Annotated in this window: 14 protein-coding genes and 1 other RNA gene; 12 read left to right on the top strand and 3 right to left on the bottom strand. The window is 61.2% G+C overall.

What is annotated here, in order from left to right; all coding sequences use genetic code 11:
- Positions 1-32: 32 nt before the first annotated feature.
- The 3 genes from ACM62G_RS16010 (at position 33) to ssrA (ending at position 3,857) form a co-directional block, all read left to right on the top strand.
- Entirely contained in the window at positions 33-2,870 is a 2,838-nt protein-coding gene (locus tag ACM62G_RS16010) for an FAD-binding and (Fe-S)-binding domain-containing protein (protein ID WP_419737481.1), read from the top strand.
- A gap of 234 nt (positions 2,871-3,104) precedes the next feature.
- Positions 3,105-3,383: a hypothetical protein gene (locus ACM62G_RS16005; RefSeq protein ID WP_273821489.1), complete on the top strand. Its 279-nt coding sequence runs from the start codon at positions 3,105-3,107 to the stop codon at positions 3,381-3,383.
- An 85-nt stretch (positions 3,384-3,468) separates the two neighbouring features.
- Positions 3,469-3,857, top strand: a transfer-messenger RNA (tmRNA) gene (gene ssrA, locus ACM62G_RS16000).
- A 195-nt stretch (positions 3,858-4,052) separates the two neighbouring features.
- On the opposite strand, the gene ACM62G_RS15995 is transcribed toward ssrA, so the two are convergent.
- Positions 4,053-4,421 carry a hypothetical protein gene (locus ACM62G_RS15995; RefSeq protein ID WP_419737480.1) on the bottom strand — a complete coding sequence of 123 codons (369 nt, stop codon included), beginning with the start codon at positions 4,419-4,421 and terminating at the stop codon, positions 4,053-4,055.
- 571 nt (positions 4,422-4,992) lie between these two features.
- Here ACM62G_RS15995 and ACM62G_RS15990 point away from each other — a divergent pair.
- From ACM62G_RS15990 to ACM62G_RS15975, 4 genes are all read left to right on the top strand, one after another.
- Positions 4,993-6,300 carry a Fic family protein gene (locus ACM62G_RS15990; RefSeq protein ID WP_419737479.1) on the top strand — a complete coding sequence of 436 codons (1,308 nt, stop codon included), beginning with the start codon at positions 4,993-4,995 and terminating at the stop codon, positions 6,298-6,300.
- 532 nt (positions 6,301-6,832) lie between these two features.
- Positions 6,833-7,216 carry a nucleotide pyrophosphohydrolase gene (locus ACM62G_RS15985; protein WP_419737478.1) on the top strand — a complete coding sequence of 128 codons (384 nt, stop codon included), beginning with the start codon at positions 6,833-6,835 and terminating at the stop codon, positions 7,214-7,216.
- A 29-nt stretch (positions 7,217-7,245) separates the two neighbouring features.
- Positions 7,246-9,147 (top strand): DNA/RNA helicase domain-containing protein, encoded by a 1,902-nt coding sequence (locus ACM62G_RS15980; RefSeq protein WP_419737477.1) that lies wholly within the window; start codon positions 7,246-7,248, stop codon positions 9,145-9,147.
- 315 nt (positions 9,148-9,462) lie between these two features.
- A complete protein-coding gene (locus ACM62G_RS15975; RefSeq protein WP_419737476.1) occupies positions 9,463-11,223 on the top strand; it encodes a DNA/RNA helicase domain-containing protein in 1,761 nt (586 codons plus the stop codon).
- Between the two features lie 69 nt (positions 11,224-11,292).
- On the opposite strand, the gene ACM62G_RS15970 is transcribed toward ACM62G_RS15975, so the two are convergent.
- Together ACM62G_RS15970 and ACM62G_RS15965 are read right to left on the bottom strand one after the other, a co-directional pair.
- Entirely contained in the window at positions 11,293-11,649 is a 357-nt protein-coding gene (locus ACM62G_RS15970; protein ID WP_419737475.1) for a hypothetical protein, read from the bottom strand.
- A 420-nt stretch (positions 11,650-12,069) separates the two neighbouring features.
- Positions 12,070-13,752, bottom strand: a complete 1,683-nt coding sequence (locus ACM62G_RS15965; protein WP_419737474.1) for an AMP-binding protein — start codon at positions 13,750-13,752, stop codon at positions 12,070-12,072.
- Between the two features lie 237 nt (positions 13,753-13,989).
- Here ACM62G_RS15965 and ACM62G_RS15960 point away from each other — a divergent pair, with 237 nt between their 5' ends.
- From ACM62G_RS15960 to ACM62G_RS15940, 5 genes are read left to right on the top strand one after another with little or no spacing between them, the layout of a single operon-like run.
- Entirely contained in the window at positions 13,990-14,445 is a 456-nt protein-coding gene (locus ACM62G_RS15960) for a type IV pilin protein (protein WP_054059340.1), read from the top strand.
- Entirely contained in the window at positions 14,445-14,909 is a 465-nt protein-coding gene (locus tag ACM62G_RS15955; protein ID WP_419737473.1) for a pilus assembly FimT family protein, read from the top strand. The genes ACM62G_RS15960 and ACM62G_RS15955 overlap by 1 nt, the downstream gene beginning before the upstream one ends.
- Entirely contained in the window at positions 14,893-15,306 is a 414-nt protein-coding gene (locus tag ACM62G_RS15950) for a hypothetical protein (protein ID WP_054059338.1), read from the top strand. Before ACM62G_RS15955 ends, ACM62G_RS15950 begins: the two co-directional genes overlap by 17 nt.
- Positions 15,303-16,040: a PilW family protein gene (locus tag ACM62G_RS15945; RefSeq protein WP_054059337.1), complete on the top strand. Its 738-nt coding sequence runs from the start codon at positions 15,303-15,305 to the stop codon at positions 16,038-16,040. The genes ACM62G_RS15950 and ACM62G_RS15945 overlap by 4 nt, the downstream gene beginning before the upstream one ends.
- An 11-nt stretch (positions 16,041-16,051) precedes the next feature.
- Positions 16,052-18,220 (top strand): beta strand repeat-containing protein, encoded by a 2,169-nt coding sequence (locus tag ACM62G_RS15940; protein ID WP_419737472.1) that lies wholly within the window; start codon positions 16,052-16,054, stop codon positions 18,218-18,220.
- Positions 18,221-18,242: the final 22 nt, after the last annotated feature.

Below are 18,242 nucleotides of genomic sequence, written 5' to 3'. Positions count from 1 at the left end.
CGCCGATGCCAACGGCCTCGTTAGGAGTTTGCATGAGCCTGCCCACCCCGTTCCTCCGCTCGGTAGAACAGCTGATTCCCCGCGAGCGCCGCTTCGACGACGCGCTCTCGACCCTGGCCTTCGGCACCGATGCCAGCTTCTACCGGCTGATTCCGCAACTGGTGATCCGCGTCGAATCCGAAGACGAAGTGGTCGCCCTGCTCAAGCTGGCCGCCCGCGACCAGGTACCGGTGACCTTCCGCGCCGCTGGCACCAGCCTGTCCGGCCAGGCCATCAGCGACTCGGTGCTGATCGTCCTCGGTGATAACTGGAACGGCCGCGAGATTCGCCAAGAGGGCCAGCAGATCCGCCTGCAACCCGGGGTGATCGGCGCCCAGGCCAACGCCTGGCTGGCACCGTTCGGGCGCAAGATCGGCCCGGACCCGGCCTCGATCAATGCCTGCAAGATCGGCGGCATCGTCGCCAACAACGCCAGCGGCATGTGCTGCGGCACCGCGCAGAACACCTACCACACCCTGGCCGGCCTGCGCCTGGTACTGGCCGACGGCAGCCGCCTGGACACCGAGGACCCGGCCAGCGTCGCGGCCTTCCGCCAGAGCCACGGTGCCTTGCTCGACCAATTGGCGACCCTGGCCCGCGAAACCCGTGCCAACACCGAACTGGCCACGAAGATCCGCCACAAGTACCGCCTGAAGAACACCACCGGCCTGTCCCTCAACGCCCTGGTGGATTTCGACGAGCCGCTGGACATCCTCAGCCACCTGCTGGTCGGCTCCGAAGGCACCCTCGGCTTCATCAGCGCGGTGACCTACGACACCGTGATCGACCACCCGCACAAGGCCTCGGCGCTGATCGCCTTCCCCGACGTGGAAACCTGCTGCACCGCCGTCACCGTGCTCAAGCGCCAGCCGGTGTCCGCCGTCGAACTGCTCGACCGCCGCAGCCTGCGCTCGGTGCAGGACAAGCCCGGCATGCCGGCGTTCGTGCGCGAGCTGTCGAACAACGCCTGCGCCCTGCTGATCGAATCCCGCGCCGCCAGCTCATCGCTGCTGCACGAACAACTGGCGCAGATCATGGCCTCGCTGGCGAGCTTCCCGGTCGAGAAACAGGTCGACTTCAGCGAAGACCCGGCGGAAAACGCCAGGCTCTGGGCGATCCGCAAGGACACCTTCCCGGCCGTCGGCGCCGTACGCCAGACCGGCACCACGGTGATCATCGAAGACGTGACCTTCCCGGTCGAACAACTGGCCATCGGCGTCAACCGCCTGATCGAGCTGTTCGACAAGCACCACTACGACGAGGCGATCCTGTTCGGCCACGCACTGGAAGGCAACCTGCACTTCGTCTTCACCCAGGGCTTCAACAGCGCCGCGGAAGTCGCCCGCTACCAGGCGTTCATGGACGACGTGGCGCAACTGGTGGCCGTGGAGTTCGGCGGTTCGCTCAAGGCCGAGCACGGCACCGGGCGCAACATGGCGCCCTTCGTCGAACAGGAATGGGGCAGCGACGCCTACCAACTGATGTGGGCGATCAAGCGCCTACTCGACCCCCAGGGCATCCTCAACCCGGACGTGGTGCTCAGCGACGACCCGCAGATCCACCTGAAAAATCTCAAGCCGCTGCCGGCCGCCGACGAGATTGTGGATAAGTGCATCGAGTGCGGCTTCTGCGAACCGGTCTGCCCCTCCAAGGGCCTGACCCTCAGCCCGCGCCAGCGCATCGTCATCTGGCGCGACATCCAGGCGAAGAAGCGTGCCGGCGTCGACACCACCGAACTGGAAGCCGCCTACCACTACCAGGGCATCGACACCTGCGCCGCCACCGGCCTGTGCGCCCAGCGCTGCCCGGTGGGCATCAACACCGGCGAGCTGGTGAAGAAGCTGCGTGGCCGCGAAGCTACCCACGTGAAGCGCGCCGACTGGCTGGCGACGAACTTCGCCACCACGCTGCAAGGCGCGCGCTTCACCCTGCACGTCGCCAACGGCGCCCGCATGCTGCTCGGCGCCCCGCGCCTGGCGAGGCTGTCGGCCGGGCTGACCCGCCTGTCCAAGGGGCGCGTGCCTCTGTGGAGCAACGCCATGCCGCAACCCGAGCGCGCGGTGCGCTTCAGCCCGGCGGTCAACGATGAACGCCCACGGGTGGTCTACCTGGCCGCCTGCGTCTCACGGGTGATGGGCCCGGCGGCGGGCGACAAGGAACAGGTCTCGCTGCTCGACAAAACCCGCTCGCTACTGGAAAAGGCCGGCTACCAGGTGGTGTTCCCGGACAACACCGACCAGTTGTGCTGCGGCCAGCCGTTCGCCTCCAAGGGCTACGTCGAACAGGCCGAACACAAGCGCCAGGAACTGATCGGCGCCCTGCTGCACGCCAGCCGCGGCGGCCTCGACCCGATCTACTGCGACACCAGCCCGTGCACCCTGCGCCTGGTCCAGGACCTGGGCGACAGCCGCCTCGACCTCTACGACCCGGTGCGCTTCATTCGCACGCACCTTGTGGATAAGTTGACCTTCACCCCGCAGGACGCGCCGATTGCCGTCCACGTGACCTGCAGCACCCAGCACCTGGGGGAAAGCCAGGCGCTGATCGACCTGGCGCGGCGCTGCAGCCACAACGTGGTGATCCCCGAAGGCATCCACTGCTGCGGATTCGCCGGCGACAAGGGCTTCACCACCCCGGAACTCAACGCCCACTCGCTGCGCACCCTCAAGGATGCGGTGCAGTACTGCGAAGAAGGCATTTCCACCAGCCGCACCTGCGAAATTGGCCTGAGCCAGCACGGCGGCATCGACTACCACGGCCTGGTCTACCTGGTCGACCGCGTCACCCAGCCCCTGAAAACCCTCCCCCCACTGACCACCACCATCGACTAAACGCGACCATACAACTGTAGGAGCGTGGCTTGCCCGCGAATGCGCCCTCGAAACCGCTAAAAAGCTGCGCAGCGGGTCGGGCCCCGACAAGCCACGCTCCTGCAGGCCCCCCGCGCTCAACAAAAACAGAACCTTGAACACCCCGCGCAGTCTACCGAGCAAGCCGCCACCAATCGGGGCCCCCTGCCACTTCGGCAACCTCGCAGCCTGAACCCCAGGTTCAAGGAGATTTACATGAAACGTTCCGTACTGCCCGGCCTGTTCGTTGTCACCGCACTCCTTGCCGCCCCGGCCTTCGCCGATGGCGAGAAAGACCTGTGCACCACCAACCTGCAAACCATCAACAACGCCAAGACCACCATCATCGCCGCCGACCTGCAGGGCGAAATCGCCAACAGCGTGCAGCAGGCCCAGGCCGCCCAGGCGAAAAACACCGCCGAAGGCACCAAGGACTGCATCGCCATCACCCAGCGCGCGATCCAGCAGATCCAGAACAGCCAGAAAGGCGGCTAGTCGAAACCGCACGCCACGCTTTGGGATGGCCTTTCGAGCCACAGTGGCGTACACTGATCCTGCCTACTGAGAAGTAAGCCGGTTCGGGGCCGTTTTGGATTCGACGCTGGTTGCGAAACTCTAGGTGCATGCCGAGTTGGTAACAGAACTCGTTAATCCACTGTTGCAACTTCTATAGTTGCCAACGACGACCAATACGGTGCTGCTCTCGCTGCTTAATTGCAGCTGACATGCACTTCTGGTGCCTTCGGGCCCAGCAATCATCAGGGGATGTCTGTAAACCCGAAATGATTGTCATACAGAACAGAATCGCCGCGTAGTACGTTGTGGACGAAGTGGCTAAAACTTACACAACTCGCCCAAAGCACCCTGCCCGTCGGGTCGCTGAGGGTTAACTCAATAGACACGGCTAAGCATGTAGGACCGACAGCGGAGTACTGGCGGACGGGGGTTCAAATCCCCCCGGCTCCACCAAACAAAGCAAACAAAGCCCGCCTTGTGCGGGCTTTGTCGTTTCTGGCGTTTGCCTCTCGCCCCCCCCTCGGCCTTTCGCCCATACCCCGCTCCCCTGTAGGAGCCGGGCTTGCCCGCGAATACGCCAGCCGCCGCAACCTGATCTTCCTGCTGCGCCGACCTTCATCTTTCAAAAAAGAGGGCCGAACCGGGCAATTACTTGACTAGCGTCCAGCCCTTGCCGTCCTGACCAGCCCCGGTCATGCAGCTCACCACCTGCTTACGCTTCATCTCCAGCAACACCTCTGGCTTGATGCTCTGACCATAGAGCTGCGCCAGTTTCTTGCTGCTCGCCAGGGACTCCTCATAGTGTTTTTGCGCCTGCACTTCACAGCCGTCGATATCGGCCTTGAAGCTGCGGAGCTGCACGGCAGGAGCAATTCCCGGCTTCTCGAAACGGGTACTCTCATAACGCTGCTGCGAATAATCGATGTTCGCAGAGCCGGTGGTGCTCGAGGTGGCGCAGCCGGCCAGGCTTGTGGTCAAAACAACGGCCAGACAGCTCAGCGAAAAATAGCGTGGCATGATTTCTCCTTTGAAAATTTTCCATTGGCACAGAACGGTGATAACCGAATCAACAGGTCGGCTGTGAAGAGGCTTTCTTGAGCTGGGCCTTGATACGTATCAGGAAGCATCCCGCTGAATGGCCTGTTCGGTCACTTCATCTCGATTGCGCTTGCTTGCCCTTCCTGGCCTCAGTCCGTGTTTTCGAAAACCGCGCCAACTGCGCCAAAAACGCGCCTCACATTTTTCAAACTGCGTCACACATCCATATCTCGGCCGATTGGTCTGCCATGCCCACTCCATCTGCTCCACGCACTTTCTCAGCCTACCTCAGGCCCCTGTAGGAGCCGGGCTTGCCCGCGAATACGCCCGCAGCAACAACGTCCCCTTCCCGCTGTAACAACCCAGCCAATCCAACCCGAAGCAAGTTGCTGTCATTCTGGAAACCGCGCCAACTGCGCCAACCTAACTGGCGCAGTTCTAAAAACTGCGCCAAAATCGCGCCATCCCCCTCTCGAACTGCGCCAACACTGCCATGTCATCCAGCACCGAATTACTGAGCAGCATCAAGGCCTCTAGCCACGGCTTGACCTTGGCCGAACTACTGGCGCAGCACGACGGCATTGCCCGGCGCACGGCACAGCGCCTGATCGCGAAGCTGATCGAGAGCGGCCAAATCACTGCACAAGGTGAAGGCCGAGCGCGCCGCTATTTCAGCGCGGGGGCCCCAGCCGCCACGACGGAGCCGCTGCATACCCCAGGCGATGTTTTCCCTAGCGCGATCCCTCTCTCGGCCGACAGCCAGGAAGTGCTCGCCTACATCAACCTGCCCCCACAAGCGCGCAAGCCCGTGGGCTACCAGCGTGAATTTCTCGACGACTACCAACCCAACGCGACCTGGTACTTGTCCGAGCCGCTGCGCCGCCAATTGCACAAGATGGGCAAAACCACCGAACTCAACGAGCCGGCCGGCACCTACAGCCGCGCCATTCTGAATCGGCTGCTGATCGACTTGTCATGGGCCTCGAGCCACCTGGAGGGCAACACCTACTCACGCCTCGATACCCGTGAACTCATCGAGCATGGCAAAACCGCGCAGGGCAAAGCGGCCATCGAAACCCAGATGATCCTCAACCACAAGACGGCCATCGAACTGCTGGTCGCCAATATCGACAGTGCCGAGTTCAACCGCTACATCGTGATGAACCTGCACAGCGCCCTGGCGGAAAACCTGCTGCCCAACCCTTCGGACGAGGGACGGGTTCGACAACATGCCGTCGACATCGGCCAAAGCGTCTACCGCCCGCTGTCTACCCCCCAGCAACTCGAAGACACCCTGGACATACTGCTGGGCAAGGCCAACCAGATTCGCGACCCGTTCGAACAATCCTTTTTCATCATGGTGCACCTGCCCTACCTGCAGCCCTTCGCCGACATCAACAAACGCACTTCCCGCCTGGCCGCGAACCTGCCGCTGTTCCGCGCCAACCTGTGCCCGCTGACCTTTCTGGATGTACCGGAGCAGGCCTACAGCCGGGCCACACTTGGCGTGTATGAGATGGCCCGAGTGGAGTTACTGCGAGACCTGTATGTCTGGGCCTATGAGCGCTCGACGCAGGAGTACCTGGCTATCAAGCAGGATTTGGTCGAGCCGGATCCTTTGCGATTGGCTTGGCGTGATCTCATCAAGCAGGCTATCCGGGATGTCATTCAACAGCCCGAACTTGATCCGCTCAGCGTGATCCAGCAAGTTGTGAGCGATAGCGTTCCAGAACCCGAACAAGCCGACGTCAGGGCTTTGCTGATTGAGGAACTGCGGCGGCTGCATGAGGGGATGTTGGCGCGTTATGGCTTGCGGCCGTCTGAGTTCGCCGCTTGGAAAGCGGCGCATGGGCATTGAGGGGTACTAACGTCGCCCCTCTTCACACCACGTCACGGCTACGCCTGTAGGAGCAGGGCTTGCCCGCGAAGAGGCCGACTGCTGCAACCGCTATCTTCTGCTGCATCTACCGCAATCGTCTAAATAGATCCGTCCCCGTTTCCCGTCCCCGTTTCCCCTACGCTTCATCTCCAGCAACACCTCTGGCTTGATGCTCTGACCACAGAGCTGCGCCAGTTTCTTGCTGCTCGCCAGGGACTCCTCATAGTGTTTTTGCGCCTGCACTTCACAGCCGTCGATATCGGTCTTGGGGGAAATGCGGGGGAAATGGGGAGGGGGAAATGGGGGGAAATGGGGACGAATTTATTTCTCCATTTCCAGCCTTGCTCAGGCAGTTCATGCTGAAACAAACCCAACAATTTCCCTCATACCACACAGAAATGTCGTACGTACTTCCTCATATTGACTGTAGGAAGTATGGTGTCGAGCATCCGCACTAAAGGCAAAACACTGGCCCTCCCGCCTTGCCTGCTCGACACCACAGGACACCTCCGTGACCACACCCAGCCACACCTCTACCCAGCTCGTCGACACCACCCGACTCGCTAAAGCCCTAGAAAAATTCGCCAGCGACCGTAACTGGGCCCAGTTCCACTCCCCCAAGAACTTGGTCATGGCCCTGAGCGGCGAGGTCGGGGAATTGACCGAAATTTTCCAGTGGCTCACCGAAGACGCGTCCAAGGCCGCCGCCCGCACGCCCGAAACCGCCCAGGCAGTCGAAGAAGAGCTGGCTGACGTGCTCATGTACCTGGTACGCCTGGCCTCGGTGCTTGGCGTCGATCTGAACGCTGCGGCCCAACGCAAGCTGCAACTCAACGGCGAGAAGTACCCGGTCGAGAAGGCCCGAAACAGCGCAAAGAAATACGACCAACTCTGATTGCCCGGCTCCAGTAAGGAAGAAGGATCTTGATCGTTTACGAAGCGACCAAACAGCAGTTCCTGGCAGACAACGATAACGACGATATCGAGGACGTGATCCTCCGTAGTTTCGAGTCAGCCACCGGCCGGATCGTCGCAGCCGCAGAAATGAACGCCTGGAAGAACTCTCTCGGAGCCATGTCACGGGTGTTGCGCGACGGAGAAATCCCCAATGACATCGGCGTGGCCATTGAGCTGCATATCCCACAGACCTCCAAGCGTATCGACATCACCCTGACCGGCATGGATGCCAGCGGCAAGCAAAACGTGGTGCTGGTTGAGCTGAAACAATGGGCTGAAGCCAGCGCAACATCCAAGGACGCCATTGTCAAAACCCTCCTAGGCCGCAAGATCCGGGAAACCGTGCACCCGTCCTATCAGGCCTGGTCGTATGCCTCGCTGCTGGAAGGGTTCAACGAGGCTGTGTATTCCGGCGGTATCCAAGTGCATGCCTGCGCCTATCTGCACAACTACATGCCAGATAACGTCATTGACGGGCCTCACTACCAGGCCTACATCAACAAGGCCCCGCTGTTCATGAAAGGCAAGGATGAACTGGCCCGTATGCGGGCGTTCATCAAGCAGTACATCGCCAAGGGCGATGAAAAGCGCGTGCTGCATGAACTGATGGCGAGCCCCATTCGCCCGTCGAAGGCTCTAGCCGACTCGCTGGTGAAACTGCTGAAAAAGCAGGCCGAGTTCGTTCTTATCGACGACCAGAAAGAAATCCATGAGAACTGCATGTCCGCTGCGACAGGCGCTTCGACGGAGCGCCCAAAAGTCGTGATCATCGAGGGCGGGCCGGGTACCGGTAAATCCGTGGTGGCACTCAACCTGCTGGTCAACCTCACCAGTCGCGGGCTGGTGGGAAAGTACGTGTCGAAAAACTCCGCCCCTCGGCAGGTGTACGAAAGCAAGCTGACCGGCGCCCTGCCCCGTAGCCATTTTTCGCAGTTGTTTACCGGCTCCGGCTCGTTCATGGAGTCACCCACCAGCGCATTCGATTTCCTGGTAGTGGACGAAGCCCATCGCCTGACCGAGAAAAGCGATCTCTACGGCCAGAAAGGCGATAACCAGATCAAGGAACTGATCAATGCCGCGAACTGCACGATCTTCTTCATCGACGAAGACCAACGCGTCACGCTGAAAGATATCGGCAATCGCGAAGCGATCCGCGCTTTTGCCAAGGCACGCGGTGCCGAGGTCGAGGAATACGTTCTCACCTCGCAATTCCGTTGCAGCGGCTCGGATGGCTATCTGGCTTGGCTCGACAATGCACTCCAAGTGCGGGAAACAGCAAACCGGCATCTCGACACCGAGGAATACGAGTTCAAGGTATTCGATACACCGCAAGCCATGCATGCCGCGATCCAGAGCAAGAACGGCAACAACAAGGCCCGCGTTGTCGCCGGCTACTGCTGGCCTTGGAACAGCAAGAAGCGGGCAAGCGACGACGATATCGTCATTGGTGAGCACTACCGCCGCCAGTGGAATCTGGAGGAAGACGAGAAGCGCTGGATCATTGCGCAGAACTCTGTCGAACAGGTGGGTTGCATCCACACCTGTCAGGGCCTGGAGGTGGACTACATCGGCGTGATCATCGGCCCAGACCTGATCGTCCGGGGAGGCAATGTGGTGACGGTGCCGGAGCAGCGAGACAAGAACGATCGCTCGGTCTTCGGCTACAAAAAGCTCATGAAAGCCGAGCCAGAAAAGATGCGGCAGCTACTCGACCTGATCATCAAGAACACCTACAGGACCCTGATGACCCGCGGGATGAAGGGTTGTTACCTGTACTGCACAGATGAAGAAACGGCCCAGTACTTTCGCGAACGGTTGCTCGTACGCAAGCCGGATACTTCCGGTCGTTCCAAAGCACTCTTGGCCTAGTGCAATGGCTCTCATTTGGGCCCATCGGGGGCCCAATGAATCCCCTTTCAATTAACATAGAAATGTCGTACGCACTTCCTCATCATGTCTGTAGGAAGTAAGGTGTCGAGCATCCGAAACAAAGGCGAAATAGTGGCCATCACAGCTTCGCCTGCTCAACACCACAGGAATCTTCGTGACCATTGCTGCCAGCTCCCAGCTCCCAGAAACCATCCGCCTAGCCCTTGAGCAATTAACCAGCAGCCTGGGCTGGCTTCAATTTCGTGCACCTGACGCATTGGCGCTGAGTCATGAATTCGGCATTGGGTGGTGACAATGGCGGCTCTTGCGACCCTCAAGATCGAAGACTTCTGCTCGAACGCAGCCAATCCGGAGTTCATCAAAAAACTGTGCAAGGACTTCGCCCTGACGTTTCCCGATTCGGAACTATCAAAATCCGAAATCCGCTCCTGGAGGAACTCCCTCCCTGAGCTCGCCAAGTTGCTCCAGCAACAGCAACCGCCACTCCAGGGGCATATCCTGATCGAGTACCCGATGCCGATTGGCTCTGAACGTGCCGATTGCATCCTGGTAGGCGAGAGCGAAGCGGGTCCGGAAATCATCGTCATCGAGTTGAAGCAATGGACACAAGGTTCCGTCACATTGCACGGCAAACACGGCATCACCTGGCTGGAGGTTGCCGCCACCGATCCTTACACAAGCAAACACCCCTGTGAACAAGTGAATATCTACCGATCGGCGCTGGAGCATGCGCTCAACTTCGGAGACTTCAAGCCCATCATCAACACACTGGTTTTTCTTCATAACTACCAGGAAAAACCGAAAGATGAAGTGTTGCGTGCCAATGAGTTCAGCTCACATGTCAGCAGTTCCTTGCTTCGCTCTCTAAACCATGGAGAACAGGATGCCGCAATGCTGCTATCCCGGCTTAAGCGCCCTACAAAGGCGCTTGCGCACCTGACCTCGCCACAGAGAAAGTACTCGGACGCCTTTATCCTGAACTTCAGCGAAAAACTCAATTGCAGTGACCTCTTCAAGGCAACTGCTCAGCAAACGCATGCTTTCAAAAGAATTGCGCCACTGGTGCAACAGGCTCAGACGAACACTTGCGTAATCATCCACGGATTGGTCGGCACCGGAAAAACCGTTCTTGCCATGAAGCTTGTGCAGCACCTCATGAAGCTGGGCAAGAATCCCAAGTACTACGTCAAGTCAGCTGCTATTGGCCAATGCATAAAAGGCCTGGACTTCGCGGTGAATGGCAGGGCGGTCACTCCTTATCTGGTAGTCGATGAAGCCCATCGCCTGACAAAAGCAACGGCAGCAGGTTTGATGGACAACAAGCACCTCATTGTCTTTTTCATCGATGATTCTCAATGGATCAGTCCAGAGGAGAACTGCCGCAGCGATGACATCCAGCAAATGGCCCATGCACGTGGTTACCACGTGATAACCCATGTACTGGACGAGCAGTTGAGATGTCGTGGAGCCAACAGCTATGTGGATTGGGTCTACGACCTGGTGTTCGGAGCAGCAACCCAGGCGTACTCATCGGCCCCGAAATTCTCAGTGCAAGTAGCTGAATCCCCCCAAGCCATGGAGGACCAACTGAGAGAGCAGGCTCAAGGCAATGCATCAGGCCGAATCGTGGCGGGTTACTGCTGGCACTGGCAGACGGAGCGCACGCCCGGAGTAGGCACAGACATTCATATTGGGCCATGGCAGGCTCGCTGGAACCAGAAAATGGCATTCAAGGAGTGGAATCAACTCGTCGGATACCATGAGGAAGTCGGTGCCATTTATACGGTACAAGGATTTGAGTATGACTATGTAGGGGTCATTCTTGGACCAGATATCGTTCTGAGAAATGGTCGAATCGAAATTGAGCCCAGTTGCAACGCGGACAAGAGACTGAGTAATATGCGAACAGATCCTGCCGTACGCAAACAAGTCATTCGAAACATCTATTACGTACTTCTAACTAGGGCTCGTCGAGGAGTTGTGCTGTACGCGGTCGATCCGGCACTGCAACAGTTTATGCTCACAAATATCACAGCGAAAGTTAGAGGTCACTGACATCCTCTCTATGACAGTTGCAACGAAGCCGCCGCCCTACTGAGGCGGCTTCATGCTTGTGTTGATCAATCAAACATCCAGCGACGGCGGCGATCCTTCAAGCAAAGCATCCACCACAGCCTTCGCCACCTCCACCGAATGCAACATCCCCCAAAACAACGTCCGCTCCACCGGATTCTCATGCAGGCTGATTTCATCACCGTTCAGCTCGGCAACCTCCAGCAATTTCGACACATAGCTCAACGCATCGTGAGCCGTGACACCCGGCTGAATAGCAAAAATCGAGGGACAAAGCGGATCAGCGTGATTGACGGTTTTGGAGAGGGTCAAAGCGAGAGTATCAAGCAATCGGGCAACATCTGGCCGCGCGGACTTCACAGGATCATCGGAAACGGGCGGTGGATCAGGGGTGATCTTCTTAACCATGGCAAATCTCCTAACACTCATACCGAGGGAGAGACCGCCACGCTTGCTGCGACACAAGGGTGGCGAACTGTACGCAGGTTCGCAGACCGGTTAGTTAGGATCCCGGCAGGCATAAGCCTCCTGCGCACAGCCCGCCATAACGCAGACATGAAAAAGCCGCTTGCGCGGCGCTGTGCGCCTAACTAAACGGGCTGCGAAACCCATATCGCTGAATTTGCAGCGACACCGGAAATGTAGGCACGGTCATTGGCGCACACAATATTCTCCCACGCCTAAATCACGTAGGAAAAGTAAGTTCATTTTGAAAGCTATTTCTACTCATTGCGAGACGCCATCGAGCGGGTAGGTGAGAAGGGAAAACCTCTCACCTACCCGCTCGAAAACGCCGACATCAGCCGGGGTAAAAATCGGAGACAGCCCTCACCCCACCCTCTCCCCCACCAACCTCTCCAAACTCATCTCCCGCATCCGAAACTTCTGCACCTTCCCCGTCACCGTCATCGGAAACGCCTCCACGAATAGGAAATACCTCGGCACCTTGAAATGCGCAATCTTCCCCTTGCAGAAGGCCTTCAACTCTTCATCACCCGCACTATGTCCCGGATGACACTTCACCCAAGCCACAATCTCCTCCCCATACCGCTCATCCGGTATCCCGATCACCTGCACATCCGCCACCGCCGGATGCTTGAACAGAAACTCCTCGATCTCCCGCGGGTACACGTTCTCGCCCCCGCGAATAATCATGTCCTTGTTGCGCCCGACGATGCTCACGTACCCCGCCTCGTCCATCACCGCCAAATCGCCGGTGTGCATCCAGCGCGCGCCGTCGATGGCCTGGGCGGTGGCCTCGGCGTCGTTCCAGTAGCCGAGCATCACGCTGTAGCCGCGGGTGCACAGTTCGCCGATCTGCCCGCGCGGCACGATGCGCCCGGCTTCGTCGATGATCTTGCTCTCCAGGTGCGGCTGGGTGCGGCCGACGCTGGCGACGCGGCGCTCCAGGTCGTCATCGGCTGCGGTCTGGGTCGACACCGGGCCGGTTTCGGTCATGCCGTAGGCAATCTGCACTTCGACCATGTGCATTTCGCCGATCACCCGTTTCATCACTTCGATCGGGCAGGTGGCGCCGGCCATGATGCCGCTGCGCAGGCTGGACAGGTCGAATTCGGCCCGGCGCGGGTGGTCCAGTTCGGCGATGAACATGGTCGGTACGCCGTACAGCACCGTAGCGCGCTCCTCGGCCACCGCCTGCAGGGCGGTCAGCGGGTCGAAGGCGTCGCCCGGGTAGATCAGGGTGCTGCCGTGGGTCAGGCAGCCGAGGTTGCCCATGACCATGCCGAAGCAGTGGTACAGCGGCACCGGGATGACCAGGCGATCGTGCTCGGTCAGGCCCAGGCTTTCGCCGACCAGGTAGCCGTTGTTGAGGATGTTGTAGTGGCTGAGGGTCGCGCCCTTGGGGAAGCCGGTGGTGCCGGAGGTGTACTGGATGTTGATCGGTTCATCGAACTGCAATTGCGCGCTGCAGGCGCGCAGGTCTTCGGTGGCGACACACTCGGCGCGCTCCTGCAGCGCCGCCCAGCCGAGCATGCCGGCGGCCGGGCGGCGGCCCAGGCTGATCACGCCGCGCAGTTCCGGGAGCAGGCGGCTGTGCACGGCGCCCAGGGCGCTGCCGGCCAGTTCCGGCAGCAGTTCGCCGAGCATGGCGTGGTAGTCGCTGGTCTTGAAGGCGTCGGCGCAGATCAGCCAGCGGCAACCGGAGTGCCTGAGCGCGTATTCCAGTTCGCTGACGCGGTAGGCCGGGTTGATGTTGACCAGGATCACGCCGACCTTGGCGCTGGCGAACTGGGCGATGCACCACTCGGCGCAGTTCGGCGCCCAGATGCCGAGGCGCTCGCCCGGTTGCATGCCGATCGCCAGCAGCGCGCGGGCGCAGCAGTCGACCTGTTCGGCCAGTTGCGCCCAGCTGTAGCGCACCTGCTGGTGGCGCACCACCAATGCCTCGCGCTCGGCAAAGCGCGCCACGGTCTGGTCGAATGCGGCGCCGATGGTCATGGCCAGTAGCGGCTTGTCCTGCCGGCCGCGGGTGTAGCTGGGTGAAGTCATGGTGTCCCCTCGATCTTGTACTTGTGTGCCGTCCTGGCGGGGGCAGGCCTTGCCTGAGGATGCCAAGCAGTGAAGTACAAAACCGCGGAGGACGCGAAATCCAACAGCGAAATCCAGCGGACAGCCGGAGCAAGAAAGATTACCCAACGGTAGTGGGGACAGTCACCGAAACGTTACGCAATAGTGGCATAATGCGACCCGCCCACGGGCTCTCCGGAACACATCGGTCAAACATCCATGAAGCACAATCCAGCACAGTCGGGTTTCACCCTGGTGGAACTGATGGTCAGCGTCGTCGTGGTCGCCATCCTGGCCGCCATCGCCGTTCCGGCCTACAGCAGCTACGTCAACAAGAGCACGATCAAGGCCGCCCAGGCCGACCTGGTTGCCCTGAGCCTGAACCTGGAAAACAGCTACCAGAAACAGCTGGTGTATCCGACCTCCACCGCCAGCGGTGTCACCCAGATCCAGTGCGCGCTGATCGGTAACCCGTCGCCCTGCACCAGCCCGTCGTCGGGCTGGCAGCCGAGCCAGTCGGGCAAGTTCAACTATTCGATCAATTCCACCTCGACCACCTACACCGTGACCGCGACCGGCAACGGCGGTGCGCTCAACGGGTGCACCATCACCCTGGACCAGAGCAACAGCCGCAGCATCAGCTCGTGCAGTTCGTACAACGGTAGCTGGCTGTAATGCGCTGCCGCGGCTTCACCCTGGTCGAACTGATGATCACCGTCGCCCTGCTCGGCCTTATCCTGATGGTGGGCGTACCACTCACCCAGTCCTGGACCAACAGCAGCTACCAGCGCGATGCCGCCGGCCTGCTCAAGCAGGGCATCAGCCGCGCCAAGGCGACCGCACTGCGCAACCAGGGCGCCGTGCAGGACAGCGCACCCGCCGCCGTGCTGTGCCGCTCCGGGCAGAATCTCAAGCTGTTCCGGCTCAACGCCGGGCAGTCGATCGATTGCAACGCCACCAGCCAACCGGTCTGGAGCAGCACGATCCCGGCCGCGGCGGGAATCAAGGTCGCCGGAGTCGACATGGCCTGCGTCGCCTTCAGCAACCGTGGCCTGGCGGTCAGCGGCAACACCTGCACCACCGCCACACTGCAGGTTACGGCAGGCAGCGAGAGTTCGGTCGATGTCCCGCTCATTTAAGCTGCGCCGGCACCAGCGCGGCGATGTCCTGCTCGAATCGCTGATCGGCATCCTGTTGATGGCGACCATCGGCCTGGGCATCACCTATGCCTCATCACGGGCGGCCATCAGCCAGCGCGACATGAAGCTGCAGAACATCGTGGTCAACCAGATGCGCAGCCTGCTGGAACAGAACGGCGCGCTGCTGTGCTCGAGCAAGGCCTCGCTGCTGGTGGTGTCCATTCCCAGCCAGACCGACACCGTGCCGATCACCGCGACCTGCACCAACGCACCGAGCGTCACCGTCGGCACCAGCACGATCACCGGCGGCACGCCGCAAAGCTCGGTGGTGCTCACCACCCGCGCCCAGGACAGCAGCCTGTTCGGTGGCATCATCCGGGTCGGAGACGAGTCTTGAACCGCGCGCAGCGTGGCTTCACGCTGATCAGCCTGCTGATCGGCACGACCATTTCCCTGATCAGCATCCTGGCCATGCTCGCGCTGTACAAGAACGTGGTCTACAACGCCCTGGCTTCATCACAGAGTTCGCGCCAGGACGGCCAGGTGGCCTCGGCGCTGATCACCGCCCAGCGCGAACTGATGAATGCCGGCTTCTGGAGCGGCAGTGCCACGGCGCGGGCCACCTCCGACATCGACAACAACTTCATCCTGCTGTCCGGCGCCCTGCTGAGCAACGGCACCCTGAGCGGGACCGCCACCGCCCAGACCAGCTTCCCGACCCTGACCAGCACGGCGCCGAACGGCATCAGCGGCAATGCGATCGTCTGGTCCTACCAGACCAGTGCCACCGCCACCGCCAGTTGCGCCGGGTTGCTGATCAGCAACGGCGCGCTGCTCAGCCTGAAGGCCGCGGCGAGTTGCACCCAGGCGTCGACGCAGTGGAGCAGCACCACCTGGACCAGTACCCCGCTGATCGAAAGCGGTCAGGGCACCGCCTCGCTGTCGGTCGGTTTCGCCACCTGCTGGCCCTATGGCCGAACCACCGACACCACCAATAGCGCCTATCGGCTGCAGGTCAGCCTGAGTGCCAACAACAGCACGCTCGATCCCAATAGCACCGATCCCCAGCCCGCCTACGTCAAAAGCAAGGCGACGGCCTGTCTGATCAATTTCGAAAAACCCACTTCCTGACCGAGCGCCCGATGCCTGCACCCGCGTTTTTCCGATCGACGCGCGCTTCCCAGCGCGGCATGGCCGCCACCCTGATGATCCTGTTCGTCGGCATGGCCCTGAGCGTCACCGCGCTGAGCATGATGTACGGCATCGGCGGTGCCCAACAGCAGCAGATGGCGGCCCATGCCACGTCGCCGGCGGAGTCGCGGGTGTGGAGCGGCGTGGAATGGGTGCGCCTGTACCTGCAGGGCCAACTGACCCAGGACAGTACCCTGGCCAACGTTACCGTCGGCAACCTGCCGATCAGCGCCACCGGGCTCAGTGCGCAGATCGTCTCCAAGGTCGCCAGCGGCAGCAGCACCCTGGTCACGGCCACCATCACCGCCACCAACAACCTGGCCACCAATACACTCCAGGTGGTGTATGTGCTGACCCCGGCCAGCAGCACGCCTGCAACGCCGGCCGGTGCCAGCCTGCCGCCGGCTCTGCAGTTCAACGGCAACTTCAACTACACCGGCGGCAGCCTGTCGATCACCAACGGCACGACTTTGGCGAACATCGTCGTCAACGGCGTACTGAGCATCTCCAACGGCGCCAAGGCCTATGTCTCCGGTTGCGCCAAGGGCGGCATCAACCTCAGTGGCGGCGGCATCGCGGACAACGCGACGCTCAACACCGAGGGCACCTTCTCCATGAGTTCCAGCAGCGCGCCGGTCAACCTGACGGTGGGTGCCAAGTCGATCAATATCACCCAGTCCGGCGGCAGCTACGTGGCGATCCAGGCCGGCGCGTTCCGCGCCAACGTGCTGTCGGGCGGCTCGACCGTCGGTACCGCGCTGGTCGGCGGTACCCGCAACAGCGACAACTCAATCACTGCCGCCAGCAGCGGCACCGCGCTGATCACCCTGAGTTCCGGGGCGGTCTACACCCTGGACCTGAGCAAGGCCACGCAATCGGCCGGGGCCATCAGCACCAGCAACGCGCAACTGATCTCCGGCACCGGTACCCTGCCCGCCAGCATCTCGCTGACCTACAACGCGGTCTATGGCGGCGACGTCAACTTCCTCACCGGCACCGTCGGCACGTTCTGGGGCAACACCCTGGCGCTGACCGGCTACAGCGCCACCTACAACACGCTCAAGGCCAACAGCGACGTGTCGATCCTCACCGCCAACGTCGGCAAGTTCCAGGGCGGCGGCAACCTCAGCGTGACGCAATGGAACACGCCGACCTTCAGCACCGCCAGCCAGATCGCCGGGCAGATCCTCAACCAGAACGGCACGCCCTACACCGGCAACACCATCGCCAACCTGACCGCGAACGTCGCCGGCGCCTCGCCCGGCCTGCCCGGCGTGCCTTACTGCAACATCACCGCCACGCCGGTGGATGTCACGCCGCTGAAAAGCCAGGCCAACTACGTGTTCTCGTTCTCCGGGAACACGCCGATGCTGACCATCCAGAACGTCAAGACCGCAGCCGGCACCACGGTTTCCGCCGGGCCCTATAACCTGGCGACCACCGACCTGCGCACCCTGCTGGGCAACAACTTCATGATCTGCAACTACGGCAACAGCACCTGCGGCAACGGTGCCACCCCGGGCAACGGCTGGAACCTGACCGGCATCACCGCGTTCCCGCCGGGTGTGCTGTGGTTCGACGGCAACGTCACCTTCAACGGCGTGCAGAACATGAGCCGCCTGACCAACACCGTGCTGACCACCGGTGACGTGACCCTGACCAGCAGCGGCATGGTGCCGCTGTACTCGCCGAACTTCTCCGGCTATTCGAACCTGTGCACCGGCTCGTTCTACCCGACCAACCTGTGCAACAAGAGTGCCTCGCCACCGGGCCTGGCCACCTGGACCGACTCCGCCAACGTCACCCACAGCGGCCTGCCCATCGGCAACATCGCGATCGAGGCCAACGGCGGGCTGTCCACCAGTGGCTGGACGCTCTACGGCAACGTGATTCTCGGTGGCCTGGTCAGCACCTCGGGCGCCACCACCAACATCAAGGGCTCGCTCACCACCGGCAACAACAGCCCCAGCCCGACCACCATTTCCCAGGGCGGTATCGCCATCGACGTCTCCTCGGTGACCAGCGACCAGACCATCACCAACCCGTCGACGCCGAGCACGGGCAGCGGCGGCAGCTCGACCCAGGCAACGACTCGGGTGCGGTGGGTGCGGGCGTACTGACAAACCCCGAGCGCCTCCCCAC

The sequence above is a fragment of the Pseudomonas sp. COR18 genome (assembly GCF_048568395.1).
GTDB lineage: Bacteria > Pseudomonadota > Gammaproteobacteria > Pseudomonadales > Pseudomonadaceae > Aquipseudomonas > Aquipseudomonas fuscovaginae_B.
The sequence above is the reverse complement of the archived record's forward strand: the minus strand, read 5'-3'. Positions and strand labels throughout refer to the sequence as shown.

Excerpts from the sequence above, each read along its gene's own strand:
- ACM62G_RS16010 (WP_419737481.1), top strand. The coding sequence starts at position 33 with ATGAGCCTGCCCACCCCGTTCCTCCGCTCGGTAGAACAGCTGATTCCC.
- ACM62G_RS16005 (WP_273821489.1), top strand. The coding sequence starts at position 3,105 with ATGAAACGTTCCGTACTGCCCGGCCTGTTCGTTGTCACCGCACTCCTT.
- ACM62G_RS15995 (WP_419737480.1), bottom strand. The coding sequence starts at position 4,421 with ATGCCACGCTATTTTTCGCTGAGCTGTCTGGCCGTTGTTTTGACCACA.
- ACM62G_RS15975 (WP_419737476.1), top strand. The coding sequence starts at position 9,463 with ATGGCGGCTCTTGCGACCCTCAAGATCGAAGACTTCTGCTCGAACGCA.
- ACM62G_RS15970 (WP_419737475.1), bottom strand. The coding sequence starts at position 11,649 with ATGGTTAAGAAGATCACCCCTGATCCACCGCCCGTTTCCGATGATCCT.
- ACM62G_RS15965 (WP_419737474.1), bottom strand. The coding sequence starts at position 13,752 with ATGACTTCACCCAGCTACACCCGCGGCCGGCAGGACAAGCCGCTACTG.
- ACM62G_RS15960 (WP_054059340.1), top strand. The coding sequence starts at position 13,990 with ATGAAGCACAATCCAGCACAGTCGGGTTTCACCCTGGTGGAACTGATG.
- ACM62G_RS15955 (WP_419737473.1), top strand. The coding sequence starts at position 14,445 with ATGCGCTGCCGCGGCTTCACCCTGGTCGAACTGATGATCACCGTCGCC.
- ACM62G_RS15950 (WP_054059338.1), top strand. The coding sequence starts at position 14,893 with ATGTCCCGCTCATTTAAGCTGCGCCGGCACCAGCGCGGCGATGTCCTG.
- ACM62G_RS15940 (WP_419737472.1), top strand. The coding sequence starts at position 16,052 with ATGCCTGCACCCGCGTTTTTCCGATCGACGCGCGCTTCCCAGCGCGGC.